Origin of the sequence: Thioalkalivibrio sp. ALMg11 (assembly GCF_000377905.1) — a bacterium.
In the GTDB taxonomy this organism is placed as follows: domain Bacteria; phylum Pseudomonadota; class Gammaproteobacteria; order Ectothiorhodospirales; family Ectothiorhodospiraceae; genus Thioalkalivibrio.
This window is the reverse complement of the sequence record NZ_KB898871.1, coordinates 343,865-370,400: the sequence shown is the minus strand read 5'-3', so window position 1 is coordinate 370,400 and position 26,536 is coordinate 343,865. Positions and strand designations below refer to the sequence as shown.

22 protein-coding genes and 1 riboswitch are annotated in these 26,536 nt (G+C 66.5%); of the genes, 13 read left to right on the top strand and 9 right to left on the bottom strand.

Annotation, left to right across the window (positions count from 1 at the left end; genetic code table 11):
• Positions 1-4: 4 nt before the first annotated feature.
• The gene (gene rpmH, locus D578_RS0101750) at positions 5-139 is read right to left on the bottom strand and encodes a 50S ribosomal protein L34 (RefSeq protein WP_018141118.1); all 135 of its coding nucleotides are present in this window, start codon (positions 137-139) and stop codon (positions 5-7) included.
• A gap of 154 nt (positions 140-293) precedes the next feature.
• On the opposite strand from rpmH, the gene dnaA reads away from it, so the two are divergent.
• From dnaA to D578_RS0101705, 9 genes are all read left to right on the top strand, one after another.
• Complete coding sequence (gene dnaA / locus D578_RS0101745; protein WP_018948296.1) at positions 294-1,667, top strand: chromosomal replication initiator protein DnaA; 1,374 nt, start codon at positions 294-296, stop codon at positions 1,665-1,667.
• 242 nt (positions 1,668-1,909) lie between these two features.
• A complete protein-coding gene (dnaN, locus tag D578_RS0101740) occupies positions 1,910-3,013 on the top strand; it encodes a DNA polymerase III subunit beta (protein ID WP_018948295.1) in 1,104 nt (367 codons plus the stop codon).
• 13 nt (positions 3,014-3,026) lie between these two features.
• Complete coding sequence (locus D578_RS0101735) at positions 3,027-4,109, top strand: DNA replication/repair protein RecF (protein WP_018948294.1); 1,083 nt, start codon at positions 3,027-3,029, stop codon at positions 4,107-4,109.
• A gap of 115 nt (positions 4,110-4,224) precedes the next feature.
• Positions 4,225-6,654, top strand: coding sequence for a DNA topoisomerase (ATP-hydrolyzing) subunit B (gene gyrB, locus D578_RS0101730; RefSeq protein ID WP_018948293.1), 2,430 nt, complete (start codon positions 4,225-4,227; stop codon positions 6,652-6,654).
• A gap of 36 nt (positions 6,655-6,690) precedes the next feature.
• Complete coding sequence (locus D578_RS0101725; RefSeq protein WP_018948292.1) at positions 6,691-7,209, top strand: hypothetical protein; 519 nt, start codon at positions 6,691-6,693, stop codon at positions 7,207-7,209.
• A 93-nt stretch (positions 7,210-7,302) separates the two neighbouring features.
• Positions 7,303-9,354, top strand: coding sequence for a M3 family metallopeptidase (locus tag D578_RS0101720; RefSeq protein WP_018948291.1), 2,052 nt, complete (start codon positions 7,303-7,305; stop codon positions 9,352-9,354).
• A complete protein-coding gene (xth, locus tag D578_RS0101715) occupies positions 9,351-10,118 on the top strand; it encodes an exodeoxyribonuclease III (RefSeq protein WP_018948290.1) in 768 nt (255 codons plus the stop codon). The genes D578_RS0101720 and xth overlap by 4 nt, the downstream gene beginning before the upstream one ends.
• Before the next feature lie 45 nt (positions 10,119-10,163).
• Positions 10,164-11,627: a 4-hydroxy-3-polyprenylbenzoate decarboxylase gene (ubiD, locus tag D578_RS0101710; protein WP_018948289.1), complete on the top strand. Its 1,464-nt coding sequence runs from the start codon at positions 10,164-10,166 to the stop codon at positions 11,625-11,627.
• A 3-nt stretch (positions 11,628-11,630) separates the two neighbouring features.
• A complete protein-coding gene (locus D578_RS0101705) occupies positions 11,631-12,611 on the top strand; it encodes an alpha/beta fold hydrolase (protein WP_026289121.1) in 981 nt (326 codons plus the stop codon).
• On the opposite strand, the gene D578_RS0101700 is transcribed toward D578_RS0101705, so the two are convergent.
• On the bottom strand, positions 12,608-13,192 hold the full coding sequence (locus D578_RS0101700) for a hypothetical protein (protein ID WP_018948287.1): 585 nt from the start codon (positions 13,190-13,192) through the stop codon (positions 12,608-12,610). The two genes, D578_RS0101705 and D578_RS0101700, sit on opposite strands and share 4 nt — an antisense overlap.
• 155 nt (positions 13,193-13,347) lie before the next feature.
• On the opposite strand from D578_RS0101700, the gene D578_RS0101695 reads away from it, so the two are divergent.
• A complete protein-coding gene (locus D578_RS0101695; RefSeq protein ID WP_018948286.1) occupies positions 13,348-14,376 on the top strand; it encodes a CDP-6-deoxy-delta-3,4-glucoseen reductase in 1,029 nt (342 codons plus the stop codon).
• A 282-nt stretch (positions 14,377-14,658) separates the two neighbouring features.
• Here D578_RS0101695 and D578_RS0101690 read toward each other — a convergent pair whose 3' ends face one another.
• The 4 genes from D578_RS0101690 to D578_RS0101675 all read right to left on the bottom strand — a co-directional run bounded on the left by D578_RS0101690 (position 14,659) and on the right by D578_RS0101675 (position 18,280).
• Positions 14,659-15,489: a uroporphyrinogen-III synthase gene (locus tag D578_RS0101690; RefSeq protein WP_018948285.1), complete on the bottom strand. Its 831-nt coding sequence runs from the start codon at positions 15,487-15,489 to the stop codon at positions 14,659-14,661.
• Positions 15,490-15,493: 4 nt separating this feature from the next.
• Positions 15,494-16,438 (bottom strand): hydroxymethylbilane synthase, encoded by a 945-nt coding sequence (gene hemC, locus D578_RS0101685; protein ID WP_081617312.1) that lies wholly within the window; start codon positions 16,436-16,438, stop codon positions 15,494-15,496.
• Between the two features lie 103 nt (positions 16,439-16,541).
• Positions 16,542-17,264: a LytTR family DNA-binding domain-containing protein gene (locus D578_RS0101680; protein WP_018948283.1), complete on the bottom strand. Its 723-nt coding sequence runs from the start codon at positions 17,262-17,264 to the stop codon at positions 16,542-16,544.
• Entirely contained in the window at positions 17,261-18,280 is a 1,020-nt protein-coding gene (locus D578_RS0101675) for a sensor histidine kinase (RefSeq protein WP_018948282.1), read from the bottom strand. Before D578_RS0101675 ends, D578_RS0101680 begins: the two co-directional genes overlap by 4 nt.
• Before the next feature lie 113 nt (positions 18,281-18,393).
• On the opposite strand from D578_RS0101675, the gene argH reads away from it, so the two are divergent.
• Entirely contained in the window at positions 18,394-19,842 is a 1,449-nt protein-coding gene (gene argH / locus D578_RS0101670) for an argininosuccinate lyase (RefSeq protein WP_018948281.1), read from the top strand.
• Between the two features lie 67 nt (positions 19,843-19,909).
• On the opposite strand, the gene D578_RS0101665 is transcribed toward argH, so the two are convergent.
• Positions 19,910-20,413: a hypothetical protein gene (locus D578_RS0101665; protein ID WP_026289120.1), complete on the bottom strand. Its 504-nt coding sequence runs from the start codon at positions 20,411-20,413 to the stop codon at positions 19,910-19,912.
• Positions 20,414-20,558: 145 nt separating this feature from the next.
• Between D578_RS0101665 and D578_RS0101660 the strand changes: the two genes are divergently transcribed.
• The gene (locus D578_RS0101660) at positions 20,559-22,067 is read left to right on the top strand and encodes a YdiU family protein (RefSeq protein WP_018948279.1); all 1,509 of its coding nucleotides are present in this window, start codon (positions 20,559-20,561) and stop codon (positions 22,065-22,067) included.
• 54 nt (positions 22,068-22,121) lie between these two features.
• Here the strand turns inward: D578_RS0101660 and D578_RS0101655 are convergent, their stop codons facing one another.
• Together D578_RS0101655 and D578_RS0101650 are read right to left on the bottom strand one after the other, a co-directional pair.
• Positions 22,122-23,375: an inorganic phosphate transporter gene (locus D578_RS0101655; RefSeq protein ID WP_018948278.1), complete on the bottom strand. Its 1,254-nt coding sequence runs from the start codon at positions 23,373-23,375 to the stop codon at positions 22,122-22,124.
• Between the two features lie 31 nt (positions 23,376-23,406).
• Entirely contained in the window at positions 23,407-24,087 is a 681-nt protein-coding gene (locus D578_RS0101650) for a TIGR00153 family protein (protein ID WP_018948277.1), read from the bottom strand.
• A gap of 101 nt (positions 24,088-24,188) precedes the next feature.
• A riboswitch (TPP riboswitch) is annotated at positions 24,189-24,286 on the top strand.
• Positions 24,287-24,367: 81 nt separating this feature from the next.
• Between D578_RS0101650 and thiC the strand changes: the two genes are divergently transcribed.
• Entirely contained in the window at positions 24,368-26,257 is a 1,890-nt protein-coding gene (gene thiC / locus D578_RS0101645) for a phosphomethylpyrimidine synthase ThiC (RefSeq protein WP_018948276.1), read from the top strand.
• Positions 26,258-26,536 lie beyond the last annotated feature (279 nt).

Below are 26,536 nucleotides of genomic sequence, written 5' to 3'. Positions count from 1 at the left end.
CGGATTACGGGCAGAGGCGCTTGCGGCCCTTGGCGCGGCGGGCGTTCAGAACCTTGCGACCACCACGGGTGGCCATGCGGGCCCGGAAGCCGTGCGTGCGGGCGCGAACGAGCCGGCTGGGTTGAAAAGTGCGCTTCATGAGAGTTCCCGTGACGCTTGGTTAAAGGGCGGTGAAAACTAGCGCCATCCGGGCGCAAAGTCAATCTCGGGGGTCGGGAAGTCGCTGGCACCGGGTGCCTCCATCGGCGTAGACTCGGTGGCTTCCAATACCCCGTCGCCCCGGAGACGAACGCGTGTCAGCCAATGCCCTGTGGACAGCCTGTCTGGATCGCCTGCAGGGGAAGGTCAGCGAACAGCAACTCAATACCTGGCTGCGGCCGCTTCATGCCGAAGAGTCGGAGGGCGGGCTACGGCTGCTCGCGCCGAACCAGTTTGTGTTCGAACACGTTCGCGATCACCTGCTGGACTCGATCGAGCAGACCGTGGGCGAACTGCAGCCGGCGGATAGCCAGGAGGGGCGCCGCGTGCGACTCGGGATTGGCGGTGCGCAACTGCCGATACCGCCGACCCCCAGTGGTCGCGAGACACGCCATGAGCGCGGTGCTTCAGACAAGAGCGCAAGCACTGCGCCACGCCCCCAGGGGCCCGTAAGCAACCTGAACCCAGCCTTCACCTTCGACAGCTTCGTCGAGGGCAAGTCGAACCAGCTCGCGCGCGCAGCCAGCCTCCAGGTCGCGGAAAACCCCGGGGTAGCCTACAACCCGTTGTTCATCTATGGCGGGGTCGGGCTTGGCAAGACCCATTTGATGCATGCCATCGGGCACAGCATCCTGGCCCGGCACCCCGAGGGGCGGATCATCTATCTGCACTCCGAGCGCTTCGTGGCGGACATGATCAAGGCGCTGCAGCACAACGCGATCGACGAGTTCAAGCAGCACTATCGCTCCGCCGACGCGCTACTGATCGACGACATCCAGTTCTTTGCCGGCAAGGAACGCTCCCAGGAGGAGTTCTTCCACACCTTCAACGCGCTGCTGGAGGGCCAGCAGCAGATCATCCTGACCTCGGATCGCTACCCGAAAGAGGTCGAGGGGCTGGAGGAACGGCTGAAGTCACGCTTCGGCTGGGGGCTGACGATCGCGATCGATCCGCCGGAACTGGAGACCCGGGTCGCCATCCTCCAGCGCAAGGCCGAACAGGCGGGGATCGAGCTGCCCTCCGAGGTCGCGTTCTTCATGGGCAAGCGGATCCGTTCCAACATCCGCGAACTGGAAGGCTCGTTGCGACGGGTGATCGCCAACGCGCACTTTACCGGGAAACCGATCACGGTCGAGTTTGCCAAGGACGCGCTGCGCGACCTTCTCGCGGTACAGAACAAGTTGATTACACTGGAGAATATCCAAAAGACGGTCGCGGACTACTATCGCGTGAAGGTGGCCGATCTGCTGTCGAGCCGGCGCAGCCGATCGATTGCCCGTCCGCGCCAGATCGCGATGGCACTGGCAAAGGAACTGACCCAGCACAGCCTGCCCGAGATCGGACAGGCCTTCGGCGGGCGCGATCACACGACGGTCATCCATGCCTGCCGAAAGGTCGCCGAACTGCGCGAGGCGGACGCCAGCCTGGACGAGGATTACTCGAATCTGCTGCGGACCCTCAGTAGCTGAAGTGGCTATCCGACCGGCGGCAAAGCTGTGGATAAGCTGGGTGCAACAACGGTATGGAAAGGTGGAAAACGCGGACCGCGAAACTGTCCACAGGTTGGGAACAGGCTTCACAGAGGTTCGGGAGAGCTAAAAATCGTCGTCAAGTAACTGATTGTGAATCGAAATTAGGGTTTCCTGCACAGGGCGACGTGCCCCTTATTACTACTATTTAAATATCTAAACACTAGATACAGGACATCGCCATGGAACTGTCTTTCAATCGCGAGACGATGACCGAAGCGCTGCAACGGATTGTGGGCGCGGCCGAAAAACGATTGACGATGCCGATCCTCGGGAATGTGCGTCTGCGACCGGACGACAACGGCGCGATCCGGATGGACACCACCGATCTCGAACTCGCCTGGCAGGCGGGTGCGGAAGGCACCATCCCTGGCGAATGCGATGTCACCGTATCGGTGCGCAAGTTGCTGGATGTCGTGAAGGCCGCTCCGGGGGACAGCGAGATTCGGGCTCGGGTGGAAGGCGAGCGCATGACTGTGGGATTCGCCGGGTCACGCTTCAGCCTGGCGACCCTGCCCGGCGCGGATTTCCCGGACTGGGAAGCGCGAGGGTCGGAGGTCGTTCTGGATGTACCGCAGAACCGGCTGCGGCGTCTGCTGGAATCCACGATGTTTTCGATGGCGCAACAGGATGTGCGCTATTACCTTCAGGGCTTGCTGCTTGTAGCTAGTGGGACCAGCCTGCGGGCGGTCGCGACGGACGGGCATCGTTTGGCGCTCGCCGAGGTAGAACTCGAGCAGCCGGTCGAGGGCCGAGTCGAACGCATCGTCCCGCGCAAGGCCGTGGCGGAGCTGCGGCGCAATCTGGCCGACGACGAATCGACGGTCCGGATCGGATTCGGGGAAGACCAGGTGGTTTTCGAACTGGGCAAGGCGGTGCTGCGCAGCAAGGTGATCGAGGGCCGCTTCCCGGATTACGAACGGGTCATTCCCTCGGATCTGCCCTCCACGCTGCGGGTCGACCGGGAAGTCCTGAAGCAGGCGCTGGGCCGGGTGGCGATTGTTGCGAGTGACAAGTATCGCGGCGTACGCATGGCCCTGGGGGGCAACGGTTGCCAGGTGATGACGCACAACGCCGATCGCGAAGAGGCCCAGGAGTCGGTTGAGGCGGAATACGACGGGGGGCCGATGGAGATCGGGTTCAACCTCGGGTACCTGGCGGACGTGCTGAATGTCCTTGAGACCGAGCAGGTTCGGATCGGGCTCCGCGACGGGAACTCGTCGATCCTGATTCAGGCGGAACCACCGGGCGGTGCGCGCTACGTGGTGATGCCGATGCGCCTGTAGTCCCGGGGTCTGCGTGCTGGAGTCGCTGTGGTGGCAGGGGGTCCGCAACCTTGAGGAACAGGCCTTGACGCTGGGGCCGGGAATCAACCGGCTCGTCGGGCCGAATGGCGCTGGCAAGACCTCGATCCTAGAAGCAGTGCATATCCTCGCGGCTGGGCGCTCGTTCCGTACCCAGCAATTACGTCGTGTGGGGCGGACCGGGGGCGAGGGGTTATGGATTGGGGCGGTGGTGAAGGACCCGGCCGGAGGTTCGCATCGGTTAGGGATTACCTGGGATGGGGCACGCCGGTCGCGCCTCGATGGCCGCTGGATGGAGGGCCATGCGGCGGTCGCCGAGTGGTTGCCGGCGCGAACGCTGCACGCCGGGTCTTTCGAATTACTGACGGGCGGACCGGAAGAGCGCAGGCGACTGTTGGACTGGGGTTGCTTCCATGCGATCCCGGGTTACCGGGCCCAGTGGCAGCGCTGGAAGCGAGCCCATGATCAACGTAATGCCGCCTTGCGCGCTGGGGACCGTGCGGGTGCGCGTGAGTTCGAGCGCCCCTGGCTGGAGTTTGGCGAGGCGATCAGTGACGCGCGGCGTCGTTACGTGGGGTCCTGGCAGGCGGCAACTGCGGAGGCCGCCTGCCAGTTTGGATTCGGGGACCGGCTAGCCGATTTGAACTTGAATCCGCGGATGGGCTGGGATCGGGAGCGAAGCCTGGGCGAGGCGCTGGAGCGTAGCCGGGAGGGCGACGAGGAACGGGGCTTCGCGCAGGCGGGCCCGCAGCGAGCCGACATCGATTTACGGCTTGCGGGTCGTCTCGCCGCCGAGGCCTCCCGGGGTGAGCAGAAGCGACTGGTCACGGCCCTCGTGGGCGGGCAGGCAAGGATGCTCGAGGCGGAGACCGGGCGGGCGCCGGTTATGCTGCTGGATGATGTGGTCTCTGAGCTGGATCGCGAGGCAGTGGAGGGGTTGATGGCCGGGTTGTGTGCGTCGGGCTGGCAGATCCTGGTGACCGCCGTGGGAGATGATATCCCCGGACTCGACGGTGATGCCGCAGGGCAATTGTTCCACGTGAAACATGGTCGCGTAACGCCCGAATCCCCAGCTTGAGGCGCCCGGGCCTTTGCCCTCGTCGCCCTCCTGGATCCCCGTACGTGACCTCACCGGTGCCCCCCGCCTTTGCGCTATACTGGCGTGTCTGCAACTGGCCGGATGATTGACCCGCATGTCCGAAACTGAAGCCCAAGATCCCTCCGTTTACGATTCCTCTCAGATCCGCGTCCTCAAGGGCCTGGATGCCGTTCGCAAGCGACCGGGCATGTACATCGGTGATACCGATGACGGCACAGGCCTGCACCACATGGTCTTCGAGGTTGTCGATAACTCGATCGACGAGGCGCTGGCTGGTCACTGCGACAGCATCGAGGTCACGATCCACGAGGACAATGCGGTCTCTGTCACCGACAACGGTCGCGGCATTCCCGTGGATATCCATGAGGAAGAGGGCATGTCGGCCGCCGAGGTCATCATGACGGTGCTGCATGCGGGTGGGAAGTTCGACAACAACTCCTACAAGGTCTCCGGCGGCCTGCACGGCGTGGGCGTCTCGGTTGTGAATGCCCTGTCGGAAGAGCTGCGTCTGGATATCCACCGTGACGGTCAGCTCCACCAGCAGATCTATCACCTTGGGGTGCCGGATGCGCCGCTGGCGACCACCGGAACCACCGAGCGCAAGGGTACGAAGATCTGGTTCCGTCCCAGCCCGACCATCTTTACCGACATCAACTTTCACTACGAGATCCTGGCCAAGCGCCTGCGCGAGCTGTCCTTCCTGAACTCGGGCGTGCGCATCACGCTGCGTGATCACCGGGACAATCGCGAGGAGACCTTTGTCTTCGAAGGCGGCATCCGCGCCTTTGTCGAACACCTGAATCAGAAGAAAACCGCGCTGCATCCCACGGTCGTCTACGCTGACCAGATGCGCGAGGACTACGCAGTCGAAATCGCCCTGCAGTGGAATGACTCCTACCAGGAGAACATCTTCTGCTACACCAATAACATTCCGCAACGCGACGGTGGCTCGCACATGGCGGGCTTCCGCGCCGCGCTTACGCGAACGATCAATCAGTACCTGGAGAAAGAGGGCCTGATCAAGAAGGCCAAGGTCGCCACTGCGGGCGACGACATGCGCGAAGGCCTCACGGCCGTGCTGTCGGTCAAGGTGCCGGATCCCAAGTTCTCCTCGCAGACCAAGGACAAACTGGTTTCCTCGGAGGTCAAGCCGATCGTTGAGAGCGTGCTGTCGGACGCCCTCAACAACTTCCTGCTGGAACACCCGCAGGAGGCCAAGGCCATCACCGAGAAGGTGCTGGATGCCGCGCGGGCGCGAGAGGCCGCCCGCAAGGCGCGCGAGGTCACCCGCCGCAAGGGAGCGCTGGATATTGCCGGTCTTCCGGGCAAGCTGGCCGACTGTCAGGAGAAGGACCCGGCACAGTCCGAGCTGTACCTGGTGGAGGGAGATTCCGCCGGTGGTTCGGCCAAGCAGGGTCGCGATCGCCATTTCCAGGCCATTCTGCCGCTCAAGGGCAAGATCCTGAATGTCGAGCGGGCGCGCTTTGACCGCATGCTGGGTTCGGCCGAGGTCGGTACTCTCATTACCGCGCTGGGCTGTGGTATTGGCAAGGACGAGTACGATCCGGACAAGCTGCGTTATCACCGCATTATCATCATGACTGACGCGGACGTGGACGGCTCTCACATCCGTACCCTGCTCCTGACCTTCTTCTTCCGCCAAATGCCGGAACTGATCGAGCGCGGCCACGTGTATATCGCGCAACCTCCGCTGTACAAGATCAAGCGCGGCAAGCGCGAGCAGTACGTGCGCGACGAGGCGGAAATGGGCGAGATCGTGATCTCCCTCGCCCTGGACGGCGCCGCGCTCTATCCCAGCCCGGAAGCACCTCCGATTACCGGTGAGGCCTTCGAGGACCTGGTGAAGGGCTATCAAAAGGCCGCGCGCGCTGTGCAGCGCCTGGGCCGGATGTACGACTCGCGGATCCTCTGGGCGATGCTCGAGGCCGACGCGATCCCCGAGCCCCGAAGCGTGACCAACGCCGCGGTTCAGGCGTGGTTTGCACGCATCCTGGAGAATCTATCCAGCGAAAAGGCGGGTGCAACCCGCTACAGCCTGGGACCGGTGACGCAGCATGAAGGCACGGCCCAGCTGAGCCTGGACCGCATCGAACACGGCGCAGCCCTCTCGCAGTACATCACGGATGACACCCTGGCATCGCGTGACTTTCAGGCGGTACTCGACCTGTCCGCCCGGCTGAATGCCCTTCTCGACGAAGGTGCGTACATGAAGCGCGGGGAGCGCGTCCATGTGATCGAGGGCTTTTCCGCAGCCATGGAATGGCTCCTGCAGGAAGGGCGCCGCGGTCTGGCAACCCAGCGCTACAAGGGTCTAGGCGAGATGAATCCCGACCAGCTTTGGGACACCACGATGAATCCGGAATCCCGCCGTCTTCTCCAGGTCCGGGTCGAAGATGCCATCCGTGCCGACGAAATCTTCACCACCCTGATGGGCGATCAGGTCGAGCCCCGCCGCGAATTTATCGAGTCGCGAGCACTCAGTGCCGAGAACGTCGATATCTGACGTTCTCGCTCCCAAGGTACGGATCCCGCCGGCACCATGCAGGTCCTGGGCGTACTCCTGCTCCTGGTGATTCTGGCGCTGGTCACGTTTCGCCTGTACACCCATCTTGCGGTCCATGAACGCCGGGTCGTTGCGGCCTGGGATCGACTCGATACGCTGCTCACCCAACGCAATGGCCTGTTGGACCGGGCTTGTACCGCGACCCGGGACGATCCGCCCCTGGACCTGCGGGCACTCCGACAGGTGGTACAGGAACAGGAGCGAGCGCGACGCAGCGGCGATCTTCCAGGTCTGGCCCAGGGCGAACGCACCATCCGCGCCGAATGGGACGGGATACGCATACAACTCATTGATAATGATAATATTGTATCGAGTTCGCCCGATCGACTCGCCTCTCGGGTAGCGGCACTGGACCAGGCAATTACTGACGCCCTGGGACGCTACAATGCCGCGGTGGATACCTATGCTGCGTTGCGCCGCCAGTGGGCCTACGGACTGCTCGCGCGCCTCGCCGGCCATACCGTCTTTCACCCCGTGCGTCCGCCGCGGCCGTAAGCTTCGCCCCGACGCCCGAGTTGCGGGGAACGCCCTGCCGGGCTCCCTGTCCGAATGGCATAATCCACTGCTGGCCCGACCCCTGGAGATACCGTGTCCAACCCCTTGCTGCAGACCGACCGGCTGCCCGCCTTTCGCTCGATCGAACCCGAACATGTCCTGCCCGCAGTGGAAACCGTCCTGGTGGAGAATCGCGCGGAGATCGATCGCCTGGTCGAGGCCGTCGGGGATCAGCCGACCTGGGCCACGCTGGTCCTGCCGCTGCAGGCGCTGGACACGCGCCTGGATGCCGTATGGTCTCCGGTCGGTCACCTCAATGCGGTCATGAACGGTCCCGAGATTCGTGCGGCATACAACGCCAGCCTCCCTCTGTTGTCGGACTACGGAAGCTGGGTCTCGCAGCATCAGGGCCTGTACCGGGCGGTGCGGTGCCTGGCCGACAGCGAAGAGTACGCGCAGGTGTCGCTCCAGCGGCGAAAGGTGCTGGATGACATGCTGCGCGATTTCCATCTGAGCGGCGTCGATCTGCCCGAAGCCGAGCGCGAACGCCTGCGAGCCATCAACGCCCGCCTGTCGGAGCTGACTGCACGTTTCGAAGAGAACGTGCTGGACGCCACCCAGGCCTGGACCTGGCAGACCGATGATCCCGCCGCGCTCGCCGGCATCTCCGAGTCCGACCAGGCGATGCTGGCGCAGAACGCGCGTGATCACGACCAGACGGGCTTTGTCGTGACCCTCGACATTCCCAGCTACCTGGCGGTCATGACCCACGCCAGGGATCGCGACCTGCGTCACCGCGTCTACGAGGCATTCACGACGCGGGCGTCTGACCTCGGGCCCGGCGCCGGCAATCACGACAACAGCGAGATCATGGTCGAGATCCTCCAATTGCGGGAGGAAAAGGCGCATCTGACAGGCTTTGGCCACTATGCCGAGCGCTCGCTCGCGACCAAAATGGCCGATAGCGCCGAGCAGGTCGAAGGCTTCCTGCAGGATCTGGCTCACCGCGCGCGCCCCCAGGCCGAGCGCGACCTGGACGAGTTGCGCGCATTTGCGCGTGATGAACTTGACCTGGAAACCCTGGAGGCCTGGGACATGGCCTTCGCGGCCGAGAAAATGCGCGAACGGCGCCTGGGCCTCAGCCAGGAGATGCTGAAGCCCTACTTCCCCGCCGACCGGGCGGTCAGCGGCTTGTTTGGTCTGGTCCAGCGCCTGTTCCAGGTCCGCTTCGAGCCCGACGACAGCATCGAGACCTGGCACGACGACGTCCAGTTCTATCGCATATATGACGCGAATGGAATCGAACGTGCCGGCTTCTACTTCGATCTATACGCCCGTAAGAACAAGCGCGGCGGGGCCTGGATGGATGTCTGCCGCAACCGCTTCATCTCCGAGGACCGCGCCCAGCTGCCGGTCGCCTACATGACCTGCAACTCGACCCCGCCGGTCGACGGCAGGCCGGCCCTGTTCACCCATGACGAAGTGATCACCCTGTTCCACGAGTTCGGGCACGGCCTGCATCACATGCTGACCCGGGTGGACGAACCCGACATCGCCGGCATCAACGGCGTTGAATGGGATGCGGTCGAACTCCCCAGCCAGTTCATGGAGAACTGGTGCTGGGAACGCGAGGCGCTGGATCTGTTCGCGCGCCATCACGAGACTGGCGAGGCGATGCCCGAGGACCTCTTCCAGCGCCTGCAGGGGACGCGCCACTTCCACGCGGCGTTGCAGCTCTTGCGCCAGGTCGAGTTCTCTCTCTTCGACATGCGCCTGCATGCCGGGCCCGCCCCTGCGGAGGCCGCGAACATCCAGCGCCTCCTGGAGACCGTGCGCCAGGAGATCGCGGTGGTTCATCCGCCGGAGTTCAATCGCTTTGCCCACGGCTTCGGCCACATCTTTGCCGGCGGTTATGCCGCGGGGTACTACAGCTACAAGTGGGCCGAGGTCCTGTCGGCTGACGCATTCGGGCGCTTCGAAGAGGAAGGTCTGTTCTCGCCCGAGGTGGGGGCGGCCTACCTGCGCGAGATCCTCGAGGCCGGGGCCTCGCGCCCGGCCGCGGAGTCCTTCCGAGCCTTCCGCGGGCGCGATCCGCAGATCGATGCGCTGTTGCGTCATAGCGGCCTGGAGGAAAAAGCCGCGTGAAGATTGCCAGCTGGAACGTCAATTCGCTCAAGGTCCGTCTGCCGCAGGTCCTCGACTGGCTGGGGAGCTCGCGGACCGACGTCCTGGCCCTGCAGGAGACCAAGCTGACCGACGAGAACTTTCCGGCCACGGCCATCCGCGATGCGGGCTACCAGGTCGTGTTCTCCGGGCAGAAGACCTACAACGGCGTCGCCATCATCTCGCGCACCGAGGCCACCGACGTGGTCACCGATCCGCCCGGGCTCGAGGATGCGCAGCGGCGCATCCTGGCCGCCACCATCGGTGCGGTTCGCGTGGTTAACCTGTATGTAGTGAACGGCGAGAACGTCGGTACCGAGAAATACGCCTACAAGCTGGATTGGTTGGCACGGCTACATGCCTGGCTGGCCGACGAGATCGCGAAGCACCCGAATCTCGTGGTCCTCGGCGACTTCAACATCGCCCCGGATGATCGCGACGTGCACGATCCCGAGGCCTGGCACGAGCGCATCCTTTGCTCCACGCCGGAACGCGAGGCCCTGACCGCGTTCACCGATCTCGGCCTCACGGATACCTTCCGTGCCTTCGAGCAGCCCGCGGAGGAGTACTCCTGGTTCGATTATCGAGCTGCGTCCTTCCGTCGCAATCGTGGCCTGCGCATCGACCTGGTCCTGGCCAGCGCTCCATTGCAGGCTCGCCTGCAGGCCGCGGGCATCGACCGCGAACCGCGTGGCTGGGAGCGTCCGTCCGACCATGCCCCGGTCTGGGCGGAATTCTCCGCCTAACCCTGGCCCGGGTCGCACCAACCGGCCATTCCCGAGGGAGACCCCGTGAAGTACAAGGATCTGCGCGATTTCATTGATGGCCTCGAACAGCGCGGCGAGCTGCGCCGCATCACCCGCGAGGTGGACCCGAACCTGGAGATGACCGAGATCGCCGACCGCGTCCTGCGCGCCGGCGGCCCGGCCCTGCTGTTCGAAAACCCCACCGGCTCCGACATCCCGGTGCTCGCCAACCTGTTCGGCACCCCGGAGCGGGTGGCCATGGGCATGGGCGAGGATTCTGTGGAGGCCCTGCGCGAGGTCGGGCGCCTGCTCGCCTTCCTGAAGCAGCCGGATCCGCCCAAGGGCTTCAAGGCGGCCTGGGAACAGCTACCGATCTTTCGCAAGGTGCTGGACATGGCGCCGAAGAAGGTCCGTGGGGCGCCCTGTCAGCGCCATGTGCTGGAGGGCGATGCGGTTGATCTCGACCAACTCCCGGTCCAGACCTGCTGGCCGGAAGACGCCGGCCCGCTGATTACCTGGGGCCTGGTGGTCACCCGTGGCCCGGAGAAGTCGCGCCAGAACCTCGGGATCTATCGCCAGCAGGTCATTGGGCGCAATCGCGTGATCATGCGCTGGCTGTCGCATCGTGGCGGTGCGCTCGATTTTCGCGAGTGGTGCCAGGCGCACCCCGGCGAGCCCTTCCCCATCGCTGTGGCCCTGGGTGCCGATCCAGCCACCATCCTCGGCGCTGTGACCCCGGTGCCGGACACCCTGTCGGAGTACGCCTTCGCCGGCTTGTTGCGTGGCAGTCGCACCGAGGTCACCCGTTGCATCGGTTCCGACCTGGAGGTCCCGGCCTCGGCCGAGTTCGTCCTCGAGGGGCATATCCACCCGGGGGATACCGCCCCCGAAGGCCCGTTCGGGGATCACACTGGTTACTACAACGAGGTGGACGAATTCCCGGTCTTCACCATCGACCGCATCACCCATCGCGATCAGCCGATCTACCATTCCACCTACACCGGGCGCCCGCCGGACGAGCCCGCCGTGCTCGGGGTGGCCCTGAACGAGGTGTTCATTCCCATCCTGCAGAAGCAGTTCCCGGAGATCGTGGACTTCTACCTGCCGCCCGAGGGTTGTTCCTACCGCCTGGCTGTCGTCTCCATGCGCAAGCAGTACCCGGGCCACGCCAAGCGCGTGATGATGGGTGTGTGGTCCTTCCTGCGTCAGTTCATGTACACCAAGTTCGTGATCGTGGTCGACGACGACGTGAACACCCGCGATTGGAAAGACGTGATCTGGGCCATCACCACGCGCATGGACCCGGCCCGCGACACCACCCTGGTGGAGAACACGCCCATCGACTACCTCGACTTTGCCTCGCCGGTCTCGGGCCTGGGATCGAAGATGGGCATGGATGCGACGTCCAAGTGGCCGGGCGAGACCACCCGCGAGTGGGGCCGGCCGATTGCCATGGACGAGGCGGTCAAGCGCCGCGTGGACGAGATCTGGGATGAACTGGGGCTATGAGCCGTGACGCGCCGCCGAACCCCGGGTGTAGCCGGTCTCCTGGCCGTGCTGGTACTGACCCTGACCGCCTGCGCGGCGACCCCGGAGCCTGAAATCGTGCGCGCGGCGGGGACCCCAGTGAAGGAAGCCCACACGGACGTACCGATTGCCCCCGAGCGCGTCCGCCGCTGGTCGGCCGAAGAACCCATCGCGGTGGTGATCGCCCTGCACAGCTTCCGCGATCACGCCGGTGCCTATGAAGCCCTGGGCCCCTGGCTGGCCGATCGCGGCTACAGTGTCCAGGCGCTGGATCAGCGTGGCCATGGCACGAGCCAGCCGCACGGCCGCTGGCCGGGTGCCGAGCCATTGATCAGCGATGTAGCCACCATGGTTCGAGCAGCGCGAGCGGAGCACCCCGAGCGGCCGGTCTTCCTGCTGGGGGAGAGCATGGGCGGGTCCGCCGCGTTAGCGAGCCTCGCCACTCACCCCGAGCTGAAGGTCGCCGGGGTCATGGCCGTTGCCCCGGGCCTGCGTGGCGGGATCCCCGCGCGCGGTTTCTGGGATGCCGCCGTACGCACCGGCGAGGTTCTGGCCGCAGGGCTCACCTTCACCATCAATCCCAGCTATTCCGACAGCCTCGCACCGGAGGCAGTCGAGCGTTTCTCCAGGGACCCACAGATCATCCGCCGCGTCCGCATGGATACCTATGCCGGCGTCGTCTGGTTGGCACAGTACGCCACCGACCACATCGACCGCGTCGCGGTGCCGGTGGTGTATCTGTGGGGCGAGCAGGACGGCACGATCCTGCGGGAATCGGTCTGCGCCGCCGCCCGCGCGCATCCGCAGGGGCAGGCCGAGGTCTGGACCGATCCCGACTGGCCGCATCTGCTCCTGCACGCGCCCGACTGGCAGACCACGGCCACCCGTCTGGTCGATTGGATGCATCGGGTGGCCGACCCGGGCGGGCTGCCCGATGCTTCGAACGCGAATCCCTGCGCGGGCTAGTCGCCCAGGTGGGCGCCATCCTCCGGCGCCGTCGACCAGGCCGCGATGTCGCGACCCATCACCTGCACGGTACGTCCCAGCACCGAACACGAGCCCTTGAAGCCGCCGAACGCCCCGCCGCCGGAGAAGCGCCGCGAGGTGAAGCTGGCCTGCTCCTCGCCGTCCGCGTACAGCGTGCCCGCCGCCTCGGTGACCTTGCGGTGGCCGATCCAGGCGTTGCCACCGCTGACTGCGTTGGTCAGCTCGACCATCAGCACCTGGCCACCCGCCGCCGGATCGAGATCCTGGCTGCGCTGGAAGCGGATGCCCTGATCGGCCCCGTAGTGCTCGATGAACTCGGAGAACTGTTCCTCCAGGTTGCACTCCTGGCGGATGTTGTTGGCGATGGTGGCATCGGCGCTGTAGGGCACCGCGTGCGCAACCCGGATCACCGCCGCATCCGCCGCGACCTCGACGGTGGCGGCCGGGGCGTCCGTCTGCGTGGCCGCAGCATCCCCGGAATCGGTGGAACGGGTCTCGTTGGAGGCGCAGCCGCTCGCAAGCAGCAGCCCGGCCCCGGCGGCAATCAGTAGATGACGCATGGCATTCCCTTGTCTTTTTTGTGGTTCGGGCCCGATTCTGCCGAACCCGTCCGTGCGAGGGAACCCCTGCGGGTACGACCCGGCCGGACTGCGGTTGCTTGCGTTCGGGGCAGCAGCGGCGAGAATGACGGCCTTTCCGCGACCGAGGGTTCCCGATGGCGTTCGATGTCACCATTCAGCCCAGTGGCCATGTATTCGAGGTCGAAGACGACGAGACCGTCCTCGAGGCCGGCCTGCGCCAGGGCTTCGCCTTTCCCTATGGCTGCCGCAATGGCGCCTGTGGCTCCTGCAAGGGGCGGGTGCTGCAGGGCGAGGTCGATCACGGGCCGAACAAGCCACCGGGCATCAGCGAGGCGGAACTGGCCGACGGCATGGCGTTGTTCTGCCAGGCGGTCCCGGTGGACGACCTCGAGATCGAGGTGAAAGAGATCGGCGCGGCCAGGGACATCGTGGTCAAGACCCTGCCGTGTCGCGTGGCGGCCCTGAACCGTCTGGCCGACGACGTGATGGAGCTGCGTTTGCAGCTCCCGGCCGCCGAGCGCCTGCAATTCCTCGCCGGGCAGTACCTGGACATCCTGCTCAAGGGGGGCGAGCGCCGCAGCTATTCCCTGGCCAACGCCCCGCACGATGACGCGCAGCTGTCCCTGCATGTCCGGCACATGCAGGGCGGGCGCTTTTCCACCATGGTGTTCGAGGAGCTCAAGCCCAAGGCGCTGCTGCGTATCGAGGGGCCGCTGGGTAGCTTCTTCGTCGACGAGGAATCCCCGCGTCCGCGCCTGTTCGTCGGCGGGGGCACCGGCTTCGGTCCGTTAAAGGGGATGCTGGATCACCTGGCCGCCGAGGGACTGGGCCGCCCACACCACCTGTTCTGGGGCGCCCGCGGCGCCGATGGCATCTATGCCCCGGACTGGCTGCAGCATATGACCGCCGAGCACGCCGGACATTTCCGTTTCACGCCGGTGCTGTCGGATACCCCGGCCGAGACCGCCGCCGGCTTTGCCGCCGTCAGCGGCTGGCCTCATGACGCGGTGCTGGCGGAGTACCCGGACCTGTCCGGCTTTGATGTCTACATGGCCGGGCCACCGGCGATGATCCACGCCGCGCGCGAGGCGTTCCAGGCGGCCGGGCTGCCGCCGGAGCAGCTGTGCTACGACAGCTTCGAGCCTGCCACCCCGGCCGAGTGATCTCACAGGAAGACGCGCAAGAACGAAGAAGGGCTAGGTCAAAATCGGTTGAACCACAGAGGGCACAGGGAACACGGAGAAGGGAAACCATTTGAACGGTGTCAGGGTCGCAGCAGACGTTAAGCCAGTTGAAACGCGTCAGGGGTCGACCGACCCGCAGAATCGATGCGATTCGCTGCGCTCATCCGCATCCTACGGTTCTACCCGAGGCCTGTCCGCCTCGTAACACCTTCTCCGTGACCTCTTGGTGCAGCCGCCTATCTGCGAGCCGTTCTGGTGAAACTAGCTTCCGTGCGCGCGTAGCTGATCCGCGAGGCGGTGGACCGCGGCCAGCATGGCGGCGTCGGTGGGGTCCTCGGCGGTCTCCACTGCGGCCTTGAAGCCCAGCTCCTGCGCGATCTCCGCGATGCGCTCGCTGCCGACCACCAGCGGGGTCTTGCGCAGCCACATGCGTCCCAGCTTGCCGACCATCTCGTACAGGTTGCGCAGCCCTTCGCCACTGGTGATGGTGATCACGCCGATCTGCCCGCGCGAGAAGGCGTACATCAGCTCGCCGGTATCGCCCTCGGGGCGTCCGCGGCGGTAGGCCTCAGCAAAGGTGACCTCGGCCCCGCGGTCCTTCAGGGTGTCGCCCAGCAGCTCGCGGCCGCCATCACCGCGGAAGATCACCACGCGCTTGCCGGCCACGTCCTGCATCGCCTCCTGCGCCAGCAGGGCCTCGCTGTCGAAGCGGCGCGGCGGCAGGATGTCGGCCGGCCGCCCGAAGCCCTTCAGCTCCTGCGCCGTGCGGTTGCCGATCGCCGCGATCTTGGTGCTCGCGGGCCATGTGCGTTCCGCCAGGGCCAGATTGAGCACGCGCTGGACGGCGTTCGGGCTGATGAACACCGCGATGTCGAAGTCCTCCAGCCGGTCCAGTACCTCGCGCAGGTTGGTGGGATCACTGGGGGCCAGGATTTCCAGCACCGGAAAGCGGATCACGCTTGCACCCTCGGCCGTCAGGGCCGTGCAGAACGGCTCCGCCTGGGCGGCCGGCCGGGTGACCAGGATGCCCAGGCCGGCCAGCGGGCCACGGGCCTCTTCGACCACAGTGTTGTCGTTTGCGGATGCGGTCATGCGTCTACCCCTTCGTGTCCTGGCCGTGTTCGCGATGCGCGGCCGCGAGCAGTTCGCCCGCACCGAGCTCCAGCAGCATGTCCGCCAGGCGGATCCCCAGGGCCTGGGCGTCGCTGCGCGGCCCCTCGACCTGGCGGCGCAACAGGCGACTGCCGTCCACCGCGCCGACCAGGCCGTCCAGGTGCAGTTGATCCCCGACCAGCGTCGCATGCGCCGCCAGTGGGACCTGACAGCCGCCTTCCAGGCGGCGGTTGAAGGCCCGCTCGGCGCGCACGCGGTCGGCGGTATCCGCATCGTTCAGCGGCGCGATCAGCGCGCCAATGGAGGTATCGCCGGCGCGGCACTCGATGGCGATGGCGCCCTGGCCGACCGCCGGCAGGCTGACGTCCGGCTCCAGGCAGCTGCGAATTCGCTCGTGAAACCCGAGGCGCTTGAGCCCGGCCGAGGCGAGCAGGATGGCGTCGTATTCGCCGGCATCCAGCTTGCCCAGGCGGGTGTTCACGTTGCCGCGCAGGTCGCGGACCTCCAGATCCGGGCGCCGCGCGCGCAGCTGGCACTGCCGGCGCAGGCTGGAGGAGCCGACCCGGGCCCCCTGCGGGAGCTCGTCGACATGCGCGTACCGGTTGGAGACGAACGCATCCAGCGGGTCCTCGCGATCCAGGATCACTGGCAGTTCCAGCTGCTCGGGCAGCTCCATCGGCACGTCCTTCACCGAGTGCACCGCGATGTCGGCGCGGTCCTCCAGCAGCGCGATCTCCAGCTCCTTCACGAACAGGCCCTTGCCGCCGATCCGCGCCAGCGGGGAGTCCAGCACGCGGTCGCCCTGGGTGGTCATGCCCACCAGTTCGACCGGGCGCTCCGGCTCGCGCGCGCGCAAACGGGCGGCGACATGTTCTGCCTGCCACATGGCAAGCGGGCTCTTTCGGGTGGCGATGCGTACAGGCTTCATGGATTGTCCGGGCGAGCCACGGCGCGAGCGGCCGGGCGTTCAAACGGCCTAGTATAACGGTGAATGCTTCGCGCCCCGAATCCCGCAGGGGTGTGCGGCCCTCTCAGGTCCCGTTGCGCAGGTAATCGCGCACTCGCGGCAACTGGCGGCGGCTGATGGGGATCGGGTCCAGGTCGTCGTGGAACAGCAGGCGGTGGTCGGTCTGGCCGAGGCTTTCGACCCCCTTGATCGAGGCCTTCACCGCCAGGCAGCCGCGGTGCACCCGCAGCAGGGCCGGGCCGTACAGGCCTTCCAGTTCGCGCAGGCGGGCGTCGACGAAGCCGGCCAGGCGTGCCGAGCGCGCCATCACGTAGCCGCCCTCCGCGATGAAGATGTCCACCCGTTCCAGCGGTACGCGTTCCTCGCGCCGGCCGACGGTGATGTGGACCTCGTTCGGGAAGGTCTCGGGCCGGCCCTGTTTTTGCTGCACCGCACGTTGCAGCGCCTGTTCCAGCCGCTCGCGACGCACCGGCTTCAGCACGTAGTCGCGCACCCCGGCCTCGAACGCCTCCAGCGGAAAGCGGTCGTGGGCGGTGACCAGGATCACCGTCAGCGCGGGATCTTCCGCATGCAGACGCCGCGCGAGTTCCAGCCCGGTTTCCCCGGGCATGTCGATATCCAGCAGCAGGGCATCCGGCGCGTGGTCCTGCAACTGCATCTCGACCTCGCCGGCATGGGCAGCTTGCGCCAACACCCGATGCCCCAACTCCTGCGCGAGCGTGGTCAGGCGTTGACGGGCGATCGGCTCGTCGTCGGCAATCAATAACTCCAGTCGCCCGTTGTTCATGTGGTTCCCCCCCGGTTGGCGAGCGGCAAACGGATCCGGACCTCGAACCGCTCGCCCTCGCCCTCGGCCTCGAAGTGTACCTGCCCGCCGAAGGCGTGCTGCAGCCGCAGGCGTACCGCATCGGTGGCCGTGCCGGTCCCCTCGCCGCGTGCGTGTTGATCTACGGTGTTGCCGATGGTCACCGTGACCCGTCCGGAATCCATGCGGCAGCGCACCCATATGCGTCCTGCGCCGCGTGCGGGCGCGATCCCGTGCTGGATCGCGTTCTCCGCCAGCGGTTGCAGGATCAGCGTGGGCACATCGAGGTCCAGGCCCGGGTGGTCGGGGCAGTCCCAGTCGAGCACCAGGCGTTCGCCGAAACGAGTCTGTTCGATCCCGAGGAACGCGCGGACCAGGTCCAGCTCCTCGCGCAGCGAGTGGCGATCCCCGGTGGCGAAGGTCGCACGGAACAGGTCCGCCAGATCCAGGGTGATCTGTTCTGCACGCGCAGGATCACTGCGGCACAGCCCGGCAATGGTGTTCATGCTGTTGTAGAGAAAGTGCGGGCGCAAACGCGCGCGCATCGCCTGTTCCCGGGCCGCCGCCACGGCCCGGGCCTCGCGTTGCCAGGCTGCCTGGAGGTAGAGGTAGTGCATGGCCATCAGGCTGAGGATGATGGCGACGCCGATCACCGGCCAGCGCAGCGCCGGGTCGGCCAGCACCAGTTCTTCCGCCAGGCGATAGACGATGGCGGTGTTGGCGATGGGTACCAGGGGCGGCAGTACGATCTGGGCGGTTAGTGGCAGTCGGCGCAGGGGCCCCTTGAGCCCGCACAGGATCAGCAGGCTGGTCAGCGCCACCCAGAAGATGAACAGGGCGTGCAGGGCCAGGGCCGACAGCCAGTCCTGGCCGCCACCACGCAACAGGGCCACGGCCAGCGCCAGCAGCACGGCCACCATCAGCACGCGCAGCAGTGTCTCCGCGCTGCAGAAATCCGGCAGCGGCGAGAGTTCCCCGGTGGTCGGCCCTTCGGCCATGCGTAACACTCTCCCCTGGTTCCGGGCGTCGCCGGGCGCGGGACCGCGCCATGTTCACCCCCCGGCTGTGCCCGTATACTTCCGTGTCTGTCCCACCCGCTTCAGGATGCACCATGACGCAGGATTCCCCGCACGACAAGCCAGCCGCCACGCCTGCCGCCTCCGGCGAGGCCAAGCTTTGGGGCGGTCGCTTTTCCGAGCCGACCGATGCCTTCGTCGAGCGCTTCACCGCGTCGGTGGATTTCGACCGCCGTCTGTACCGCGAGGACATTCAGGGCTCGCAGGCGCATGCGCGCATGCTGGCGAAGGTCGGGGTGCTGACCGCGGACGAGGCGGAGCAGATCCTCGCGGGGCTCGACGCGATCCGCGACGAGATCGCCGCTGGCGAGTTCGACTGGCAGGTCGGGCGCGAGGACGTGCACATGAACATCGAGGCGCGCCTGATCGAGCGCATCGGCGATGTCGGCAAGAAGCTGCACACCGGGCGCTCGCGCAACGACCAGATCGCGACCGACATTCGCCTGTGGCTGCGCGCAGCCATCGACGACGTCCTGCGCCTGATCCGCGGCTATCAGGATGGCCTGGTCGCCCTGGCCGAGCGCGAGGCGGATACTGTGATGCCCGGCTTTACCCACCTGCAGACCGCGCAGCCGGTCACCTTCGGCCATCACATGCTGGCCTGGTACGAGATGCTGGAGCGCGATGCCGAGCGCCTGCGTGACACGCGGCGCCGGGTGAACATCCTGCCGTTGGGTGCCGCCGCCCTGGCCGGTACGCCGTATCCGCTGGACCGCGAATATACCGCCGAGCTGCTGGGCTTCGACAGTGTCACCCGCAACTCCCTGGACGCGGTCTCGGATCGCGACTTTGCCATCGAATTCACCGCGGCCGCGGCGACCCTGATGATGCACCTGTCGCGTCAGGCCGAGGAGCTGGTGCTGTGGACCAGCGCCCAGTTCGCCTTCATCGAGCTGCCGGATCGCTACTGCACCGGCTCCTCGATCATGCCGCAGAAGAAGAACCCGGACGTACCCGAACTGGTGCGCGGCAAGACCGGCCGGGTCTACGGCCATCTGATGTCGCTGCTGACCCTGATGAAGAGCCAGCCGCTGGCGTACAACAAGGACAATCAGGAAGACAAGGAACCGCTGTTCGACACTGTCGATACCCTGCTGGGCTCGCTGCGCGCCTTCGGCGACATGGTGCCGAACCTGGAGGTGCGGCGGGAGAACACCCTGGCGGCCACGCGCAAGGGCTTCGCCACGGCCACGGATCTGGCCGATTACCTGGTCGGGCGCGGTGTGGCCTTTCGCGATGCCCACGAGGTCGTAGGGCGGGCAGTGCGCATTGCGCAGGACCGCGGGGTCGATCTGGCGGAGCTGCCGCTGGCGGACCTGCAGGCGATCAGCCCGGCGGTCGGCGAAGACGTCTTCGCGGTGCTGACGCCCGAGGGCTCGGCCGCCGCGCGCAACCTCACCGGAGGCACCGCCCCGCAGCAGGTGCGCCGCCAGGCGGCCGCCGCCCGCGAGCACCTGGCCGCGCTGGCCCGCGACGACCGCTGAATCCGCCCCGCGCCCCGGTTCCCGTTGTGCGGGGGCGGGGCGCGCCTGTGTGCCGCCGGGCCCGGCTTCAGATCCGGTCCAGCGTGGACTCCAGCACTTCCCAGTGGACGTTGCCGTGGATGACCTCGTAGGCCAGCAGTAGCTGGCCGTTCGCGGAATCACCCTCGAAGTTCGCCAGGACCCACTGGTGGTTCAGCACGTGGATGCCGTCGCGACGGAACTCGTATGCGTCGCCTTGCGGCGCCTCGTGCGGAATCAGGCCGGTCTGCTGCATCAGGTCATCGGCGAGGCGCTCGTTCGGGCGCACCATGCCGCGACGCTGCAGGTCCTGGAGGTGGGCATTGGTCAGGCCCAGTTCCACCGGACGCGGGATCTCGTGGCGGGTGTACTGCTGCAGCTGCATCTGCGCCTGCAAAAGATCGCGGTTGGCCTCAGCCAGGTCCTGCTCGAGGCCATCACCGCGCGCGATGTAGATCGCCAGCGCGACCACGAAAAACAGCATGAAGCCGATCCAGACAAGGCGTTCGCTGGTCTTCAGGTTCTGCGGCTTGGGGTTGTCTTGTTCGGACACGGGGCTTGCCTCCGGAATGCTGGGGTGCCGGCTGCCGCGGGGCATCCGGCCGGAAAATGAACGCGCGACCGCCGTGGGTTCCTGAACCCGGGCCGATGCGACGCGCATGATAACCCCTGACACCGCAACCTGCCGAGAATGTCCCATGTCGGTCCCAGACCCCGTCAACGCCGCCGTATCCGAGAACGAACTGGAGTGGATCAACCACTTTGCCCGTCTGCCGGAGGCCTTTCACGAAAGCCCGGCGCCCGCCCCGTTTCCGGATGCGGCCTGCCTGGCGAGCAGCCCCGCGATGTGCGAGCGCCTGGGCCTGGAGGCCGTGGCCCTGGACCGCGACCCGTGGCTGGGTGCCTGCACCCGGGGTAGCGAGCTGCCGGGGGCCGAGCCGCGCGCCTCGGTGTACGCGGGGCACCAGTTCGGCGTCTTCGTGCCGCAGCTGGGTGACGGGCGCGCCAAGCTCCTGGGCGAGGTGCGCACGCCGCAGGGCGAGACCTGGGAGTTGCAGGTCAAGGGTGCCGGCCCGACGCGCTTCTCGCGCGGGGCGGACGGGCGGGCGGTCATGCGTTCCTCGGTGCGCGAGTATCTGGTCTCCGAGGCGATGGCTGCGCTGGGCGTGCCGACCACCCGCGCGGTGGCGCTGTTCGGTTCCAGCCTGCCGGTGTACCGCGAGCGCATCGAGCCGGCGGCCATTGTGTTGCGTGCCGCGCCGAGCTTCCTGCGCTTCGGGCATTTCGAGTACTTCCACTACAACGGCTACAGCGCCCGCCTGCAGGAGCTGATCGACTACGCCCTGGCGCATGACTATCCGGAGCTGGCGGGGGCCGACGATCCCGTGGCCGCGATGCTGGAGGCGGTGATCGCCCGCACCGCGTCGATGGTTGCCGACTGGCAGGCCATCGGCTTCTGTCACGGCGTAATGAATACCGACAACATGAGCCTGGCCGGCCTGACCATCGACTACGGGCCGTTCGCGTTCATGGATGCCTTCGATCCCGGCTACATCTGCAACCACACCGATCAGGGCGGGCGCTATGCCTTCGACCAGCAGCCGCAGATCGCCCAGTGGAACCTGATCCGCCTGGCCGAGACCCTGGTGATCCATTTCGCCGACCCGACCCGGGATGCGGCGATCGAGCGCGCCAAGGCCCTGCTGCAGGACTTCCAGCCGCAGTACCGGAGCGCCTGGCTGGCGCGCATGCGCGCGAAGCTCGGGCTGCAGACGCCACAGGATGACGACGAGGCCCTGATCCAGGAGCTGCTCGCACGCATGGCGGCCGAGGGCGTGGACTACACGCGCTTCTTCCGCCAGCTGCCGGACCTGGAGCAGGCGGAGACCCGCGCGCAACTCGAATCGGAGCTGGAGGATGGGGCTGCCTGGCAGGCCTGGTGGTCACGCTATCAGGCGCGGTTGGCACTGGAGGGGCTGTCCTCGGGCGAGCGCCGGGCGGCGATGAATGCGGTCAATCCCAAGTACATCCTGCGCAACCACCTGGCCCAGGCCGCGATCGAGCAGGCCGAGGCGGGGGATCCGTCCGAGGTATTGCGTCTGCAGCAGATTCTGGCGCGGCCGTTCGACGAACAGCCGGAATTCGAGGCCTATGCGGACCTGCCGCCGGAGTGGGCGAGCGGGATCCAGCTAAGCTGTTCGTCCTGAGAGGGGTGTGCAGGCCGAATCCCGGGTTGGAACGCCCCGAGACCGGGCGTCCGCCTACCCGAAGATGCTGCGCAGGATGTAGAAGTAGACCACCGCGAGGATCGCCCCGGCCGGCAGCGTCACGATCCAGGACAGGAAGATCATCCGCACCAGGCCCAGGTTGATCGCGGCGATCCCGCGCGCCAGGCCAACGCCGAGGATCGCGCCCACCAGGGTATGGGTGGTGGAGATCGGCAGTCCGGTGCCGGAAGCCAGCACCACGGTGGCGGCCGCTGCGGCGGTGGCAGCATAGCCGCGGCTGGGGGTGAGCTGGGTAATCCCGGTGCCCACGGTCGCGATCACCTTGTGGCCATAGGTGAACAGGCCGAATACGATCCCGACCCCGCCCAGCAGCAGCACCCACACCGGCACCACAGTCTCCGTGCTGACCTCGCCGGTCTGGATCACGTCCACGACGGCGGCCAGCGGGCCGACGGCATTGGCGACGTCGTTGGAGCCCAGGGCAAAGGCCATCGCGCACCCGGTCACCACCATCTGGATGCCAAACACCTTCTCGACGTTGGCAAAGTGGGAACCGTCTTCCCCCTCGACCTGGTCAAAGCGCAGGCGACGAATCGCCATCATCCCCAGCACGACCACGATCGCGCTGATCAGGATGGCGAAGCCATAGGCCTGGACGGGCGTCAGGTCCAGGCCGACGTGGGTCAGGCCCTTGAACATCGTCACCAGCGCCGTGACGAAGGCCGTCAGAAAGATGTACAGCGGCGCCCAGCGCTTGGCGTTCTTCAGCGGATCGACGGTATCGAGGATCAGGATCTGCACACTGCGGAACAGGGCAAAGGCGATCATGCCGCCCACCATCGGCGAGATCACCCAGGACATGGCGATGGTGCCGACGCGCTCCCAGCGCACCACCTCGAAACCCAGCCCCACCACGGCAAAGCCGACGATCGCGCCGATGATGGAGTGGGTCGTGGAGACCGGCCAGCCGAAATAGGAGGCGACCATCAGCCATGTCCCGGCGGCCGCCAGGGCCGCCAGCATCCCGTAGACAAGCAATTCGGGGTTGTCGGCCATCAGGCTGGAGTCGACCATCCCGCTACGGATGGTCTGGGTGACCTCGCCGCCCGCCAGCCAGGCGCCGGAGAACACGAAGATCGCGGCCACGAAGACCGCCTGGCGAATCGTCAGTGCGCGCGAGCCCACCGAGGTGCCCATGGCATTGGCGACGTCATTGGCGCCGATGCCCCAGGCCATAAACAGGCCAAAGATCACTGCAAGGCCGAGCAACAGGGTGCTGTATTCCATGCGGTCCTCGCGGTGCCTTGGGTGCCGGTGGCTACTTGGCCAGCATCAGCTGCAGGCGGCTGCCCACACGCTGGGCCAGGTCGGCCAGCTCGCCGATGGAGTCGATCACGCGATACATGAACATCACGTTGACCGGCGGCAGTTCGGCTTCCTGCGCGAACAGGATCTCGCGGACCTCGCGCTGAGCCTCGTCGGACTCGTGCTCGATCTGGTCCAGCTCAGTGAGGATGCCGTTGACGACCTCGACCTCGTGGCCGCGGAAGCCCGCCTCCACCAGTTCGTCCAGCTCGTTGATCGCCCGGCCGGCCTGATCGACCGCATCCACACTGCGGTCGAGGAAGCGCTTCAGCGACTCGCTCATGTTGTCGGGGAACTGCATCTGGCGGCCCAGCATCAGCCCGGCGATATCCTTCGCCATGTTGGCGATGCGGTCCTGGATCAGCAGGGTGTCGAGCACGTCGCGGCGCGACATGGCCAGCATCATGCCCTTGGGCAGGTGCAGGCGAAGGTCCTTCTTCAGGCGGTCCGCCTCGCGCTCCAGCTTCGAGATCTTCTTCTGCTGTACGCGCGCGGTCTCCCAGTCATCGCGGGCCATGGCCTCCATGAACGGCGGGAGCTCCGCAATACAGGCCCGCACCTTCTCCATGTGCGCCTGTAGCGGGCGCACCGGGGAACGGCCAAACAGTTCGAAGACGAAGTTCTTGGGGGACATAGCGCCGCGGAGGTTGTCACAAAGTCATAATCTAACGCAAAACACCGGAATGTGCGCGGCCTTGTTGCCCCCGCCGACGCCCGCTGTGCGTTACACTCGTTCGTCAGAGCTGGGGGTGCCCGCTATGGATGCGAGCTGAGAGAGTCCCCTTGAACCTGAACCAGTTAACGCTGGCGGAGGGAAGCTCGGTGCTCGATCCAGTCCGCGCGCGCCCCGCTCGCAGTCTGTCCGGCCCGTTCCGTTCCCTCTGCTGCCACAGCCGCACCGCAGAGGTCACCGTATGAGCGCCATCCCCGAGTCCTTCGCCCGCAAGACCGCCCAGGTCTCCGCCGACGTCACGCGCCCGTTCCCCAATTCCGAGAAGGTCTTCGTGCAGGGTTCGCGCCCGGACATCCGCGTGCCGTTCCGCCAGGTTGCACAAAGCCCCACGCTGACCTCCGGCACCCCGGAAGAGAACCCGCCGATCCCGGTCTACGATACCTCGGGCCCGTACACGGATCCGGACGCGACCATCGATCTGCGCCAGGGCCTGACGGATCTGCGCGGCGGCTGGATCGACGAGCGTGGCGACACCGAATGGCAGGACGGCCCGAGCTCCGAATACGGCCGCGTCCGCGCCGCCGACCCGGAACTGGCCAGCCTGCGCTTCGAGCACATCCGCCCGCCGCGGCGGGCCCGGGCCGGCGCGAACGTCTCGCAGATGCACTACGCCCGCCAGGGGGTTATCACCCCGGAGATGGAGTTCGTCGCCATCCGTGAGAACAACCGCCTGCAGGAGCTGCGCGCCGACCCGCGCTACAAGAAGCTGCTGCGCCAGCACGCCGGCGAGTCCTTCGGGGCGTCCATCCCCGAGGCGATCACGCCCGAGTTCGTGCGTGACGAAATCGCCCGCGGCCGCGCGATCATCCCGGCCAACATCAACCACCCGGAGCTGGAGCCGATGATCATCGGCCGCAACTTCCGGGTGAAGGTGAACACCAACATCGGCAACTCCGCGGTCTCCTCCTCGATCGAGGAGGAGGTCGAGAAGCTCGTATGGTCCGCGCGCTGGGGCGGCGACACCCTGATGGACCTGTCCACCGGCAAGAACATCCACGAGACCCGCGAGTGGATCCTGCGCAACTCGCCGGTGCCGATCGGTACCGTGCCGATTTACCAGGCGCTGGAGAAGGTCGACGGCAAGCCCGAGGACCTGACCTGGGAACTGTTCCGCGACACCCTGATCGAGCAGGCCGAACAGGGTGTGGACTACTTCACCATCCATGCCGGCGTGCGCCTGCAGTACGTGCCGCTGACCGCCGATCGGGTGACCGGCATCGTCTCGCGCGGTGGATCGATCATGGCCAAGTGGTGCCTGGCGCATCACGAGGAGAACTTCCTCTACACCCGTTTCGACGAGATCTGCGAGATCATGAAGGCGTTCGACGTCTCGTTCTCCCTCGGTGACGGGCTGCGCCCCGGCTGCCTGGCCGACGCCAACGACGCCGCGCAGTTCGGCGAGCTGGAGACCCTGGGCGAGCTGACGCAGAAGGCCTGGGCGCACGACGTGCAGGTGATGATCGAAGGCCCCGGCCACGTCCCGCTGCAGAAGGTGAAGGAGAACGTCGACAAGGAGCTGGAAGACTGCTTCGAGGCGCCGTTTTACACTCTCGGCCCGCTGGTCACCGATATCGCCCCGGCCTACGACCACATCACCTCCGGGATCGGCGCGGCCAACATCGGCTGGTACGGCACCGCGATGCTCTGCTACGTGACGCCGAAGGAGCATCTGGGCCTGCCCAACAAGCAGGACGTGCGCGACGGCATTATCACCTACAAGATCGCGGCCCATGCGGCCGATCTCGCCAAGGGCTTTCCCGGCGCGCAGCTGCAGGACAACGCGCTGTCCAAGGCGCGCTTCGAGTTTCGCTGGGAGGACCAGTTCAACCTCGCGCTGGACCCGGAGCGCGCGCGTGAATTCCACGACGAGACCCTGCCCAAGGACGCGCACAAGGTCGCCCACTTCTGCTCCATGTGCGGCCCCAACTTCTGCTCGATGAAGATCACCCAGGACGTGCGCGACTACGCGGCGGCCCAGGGCGTCTCGGAAGACGAGGCCCTGAAGAAGGGGATGCAGGAGAAGGCGGTCGAGTTCGTCGAGAAGGGCGCGCGCATCTACCGCGAGGTCTGACCGGCACCCCCGTCATTGCGAGGGGCCGAAGGCGACGTGGCACAAAAGTGCGGCGCGTCTTGAACGGCCGCAGGCCGGCCCGAAGGGCGAGCGCAGCGAGCAACCTCCCGAACCCCGCATCCACAGGCGGGGTTCGGTGGCTGCGGACGGGGATTGCTTCGTCGCTGCGCTCCTCGCAATGACGGCGCTAGCAGCCCGTCGGGTTTGGGCGATCATCGCGAGCGTGGTGGGAGAGCGAGACCCTTTTCCGGTCTCTCGAAGCGCATAGTGGGGAAGATG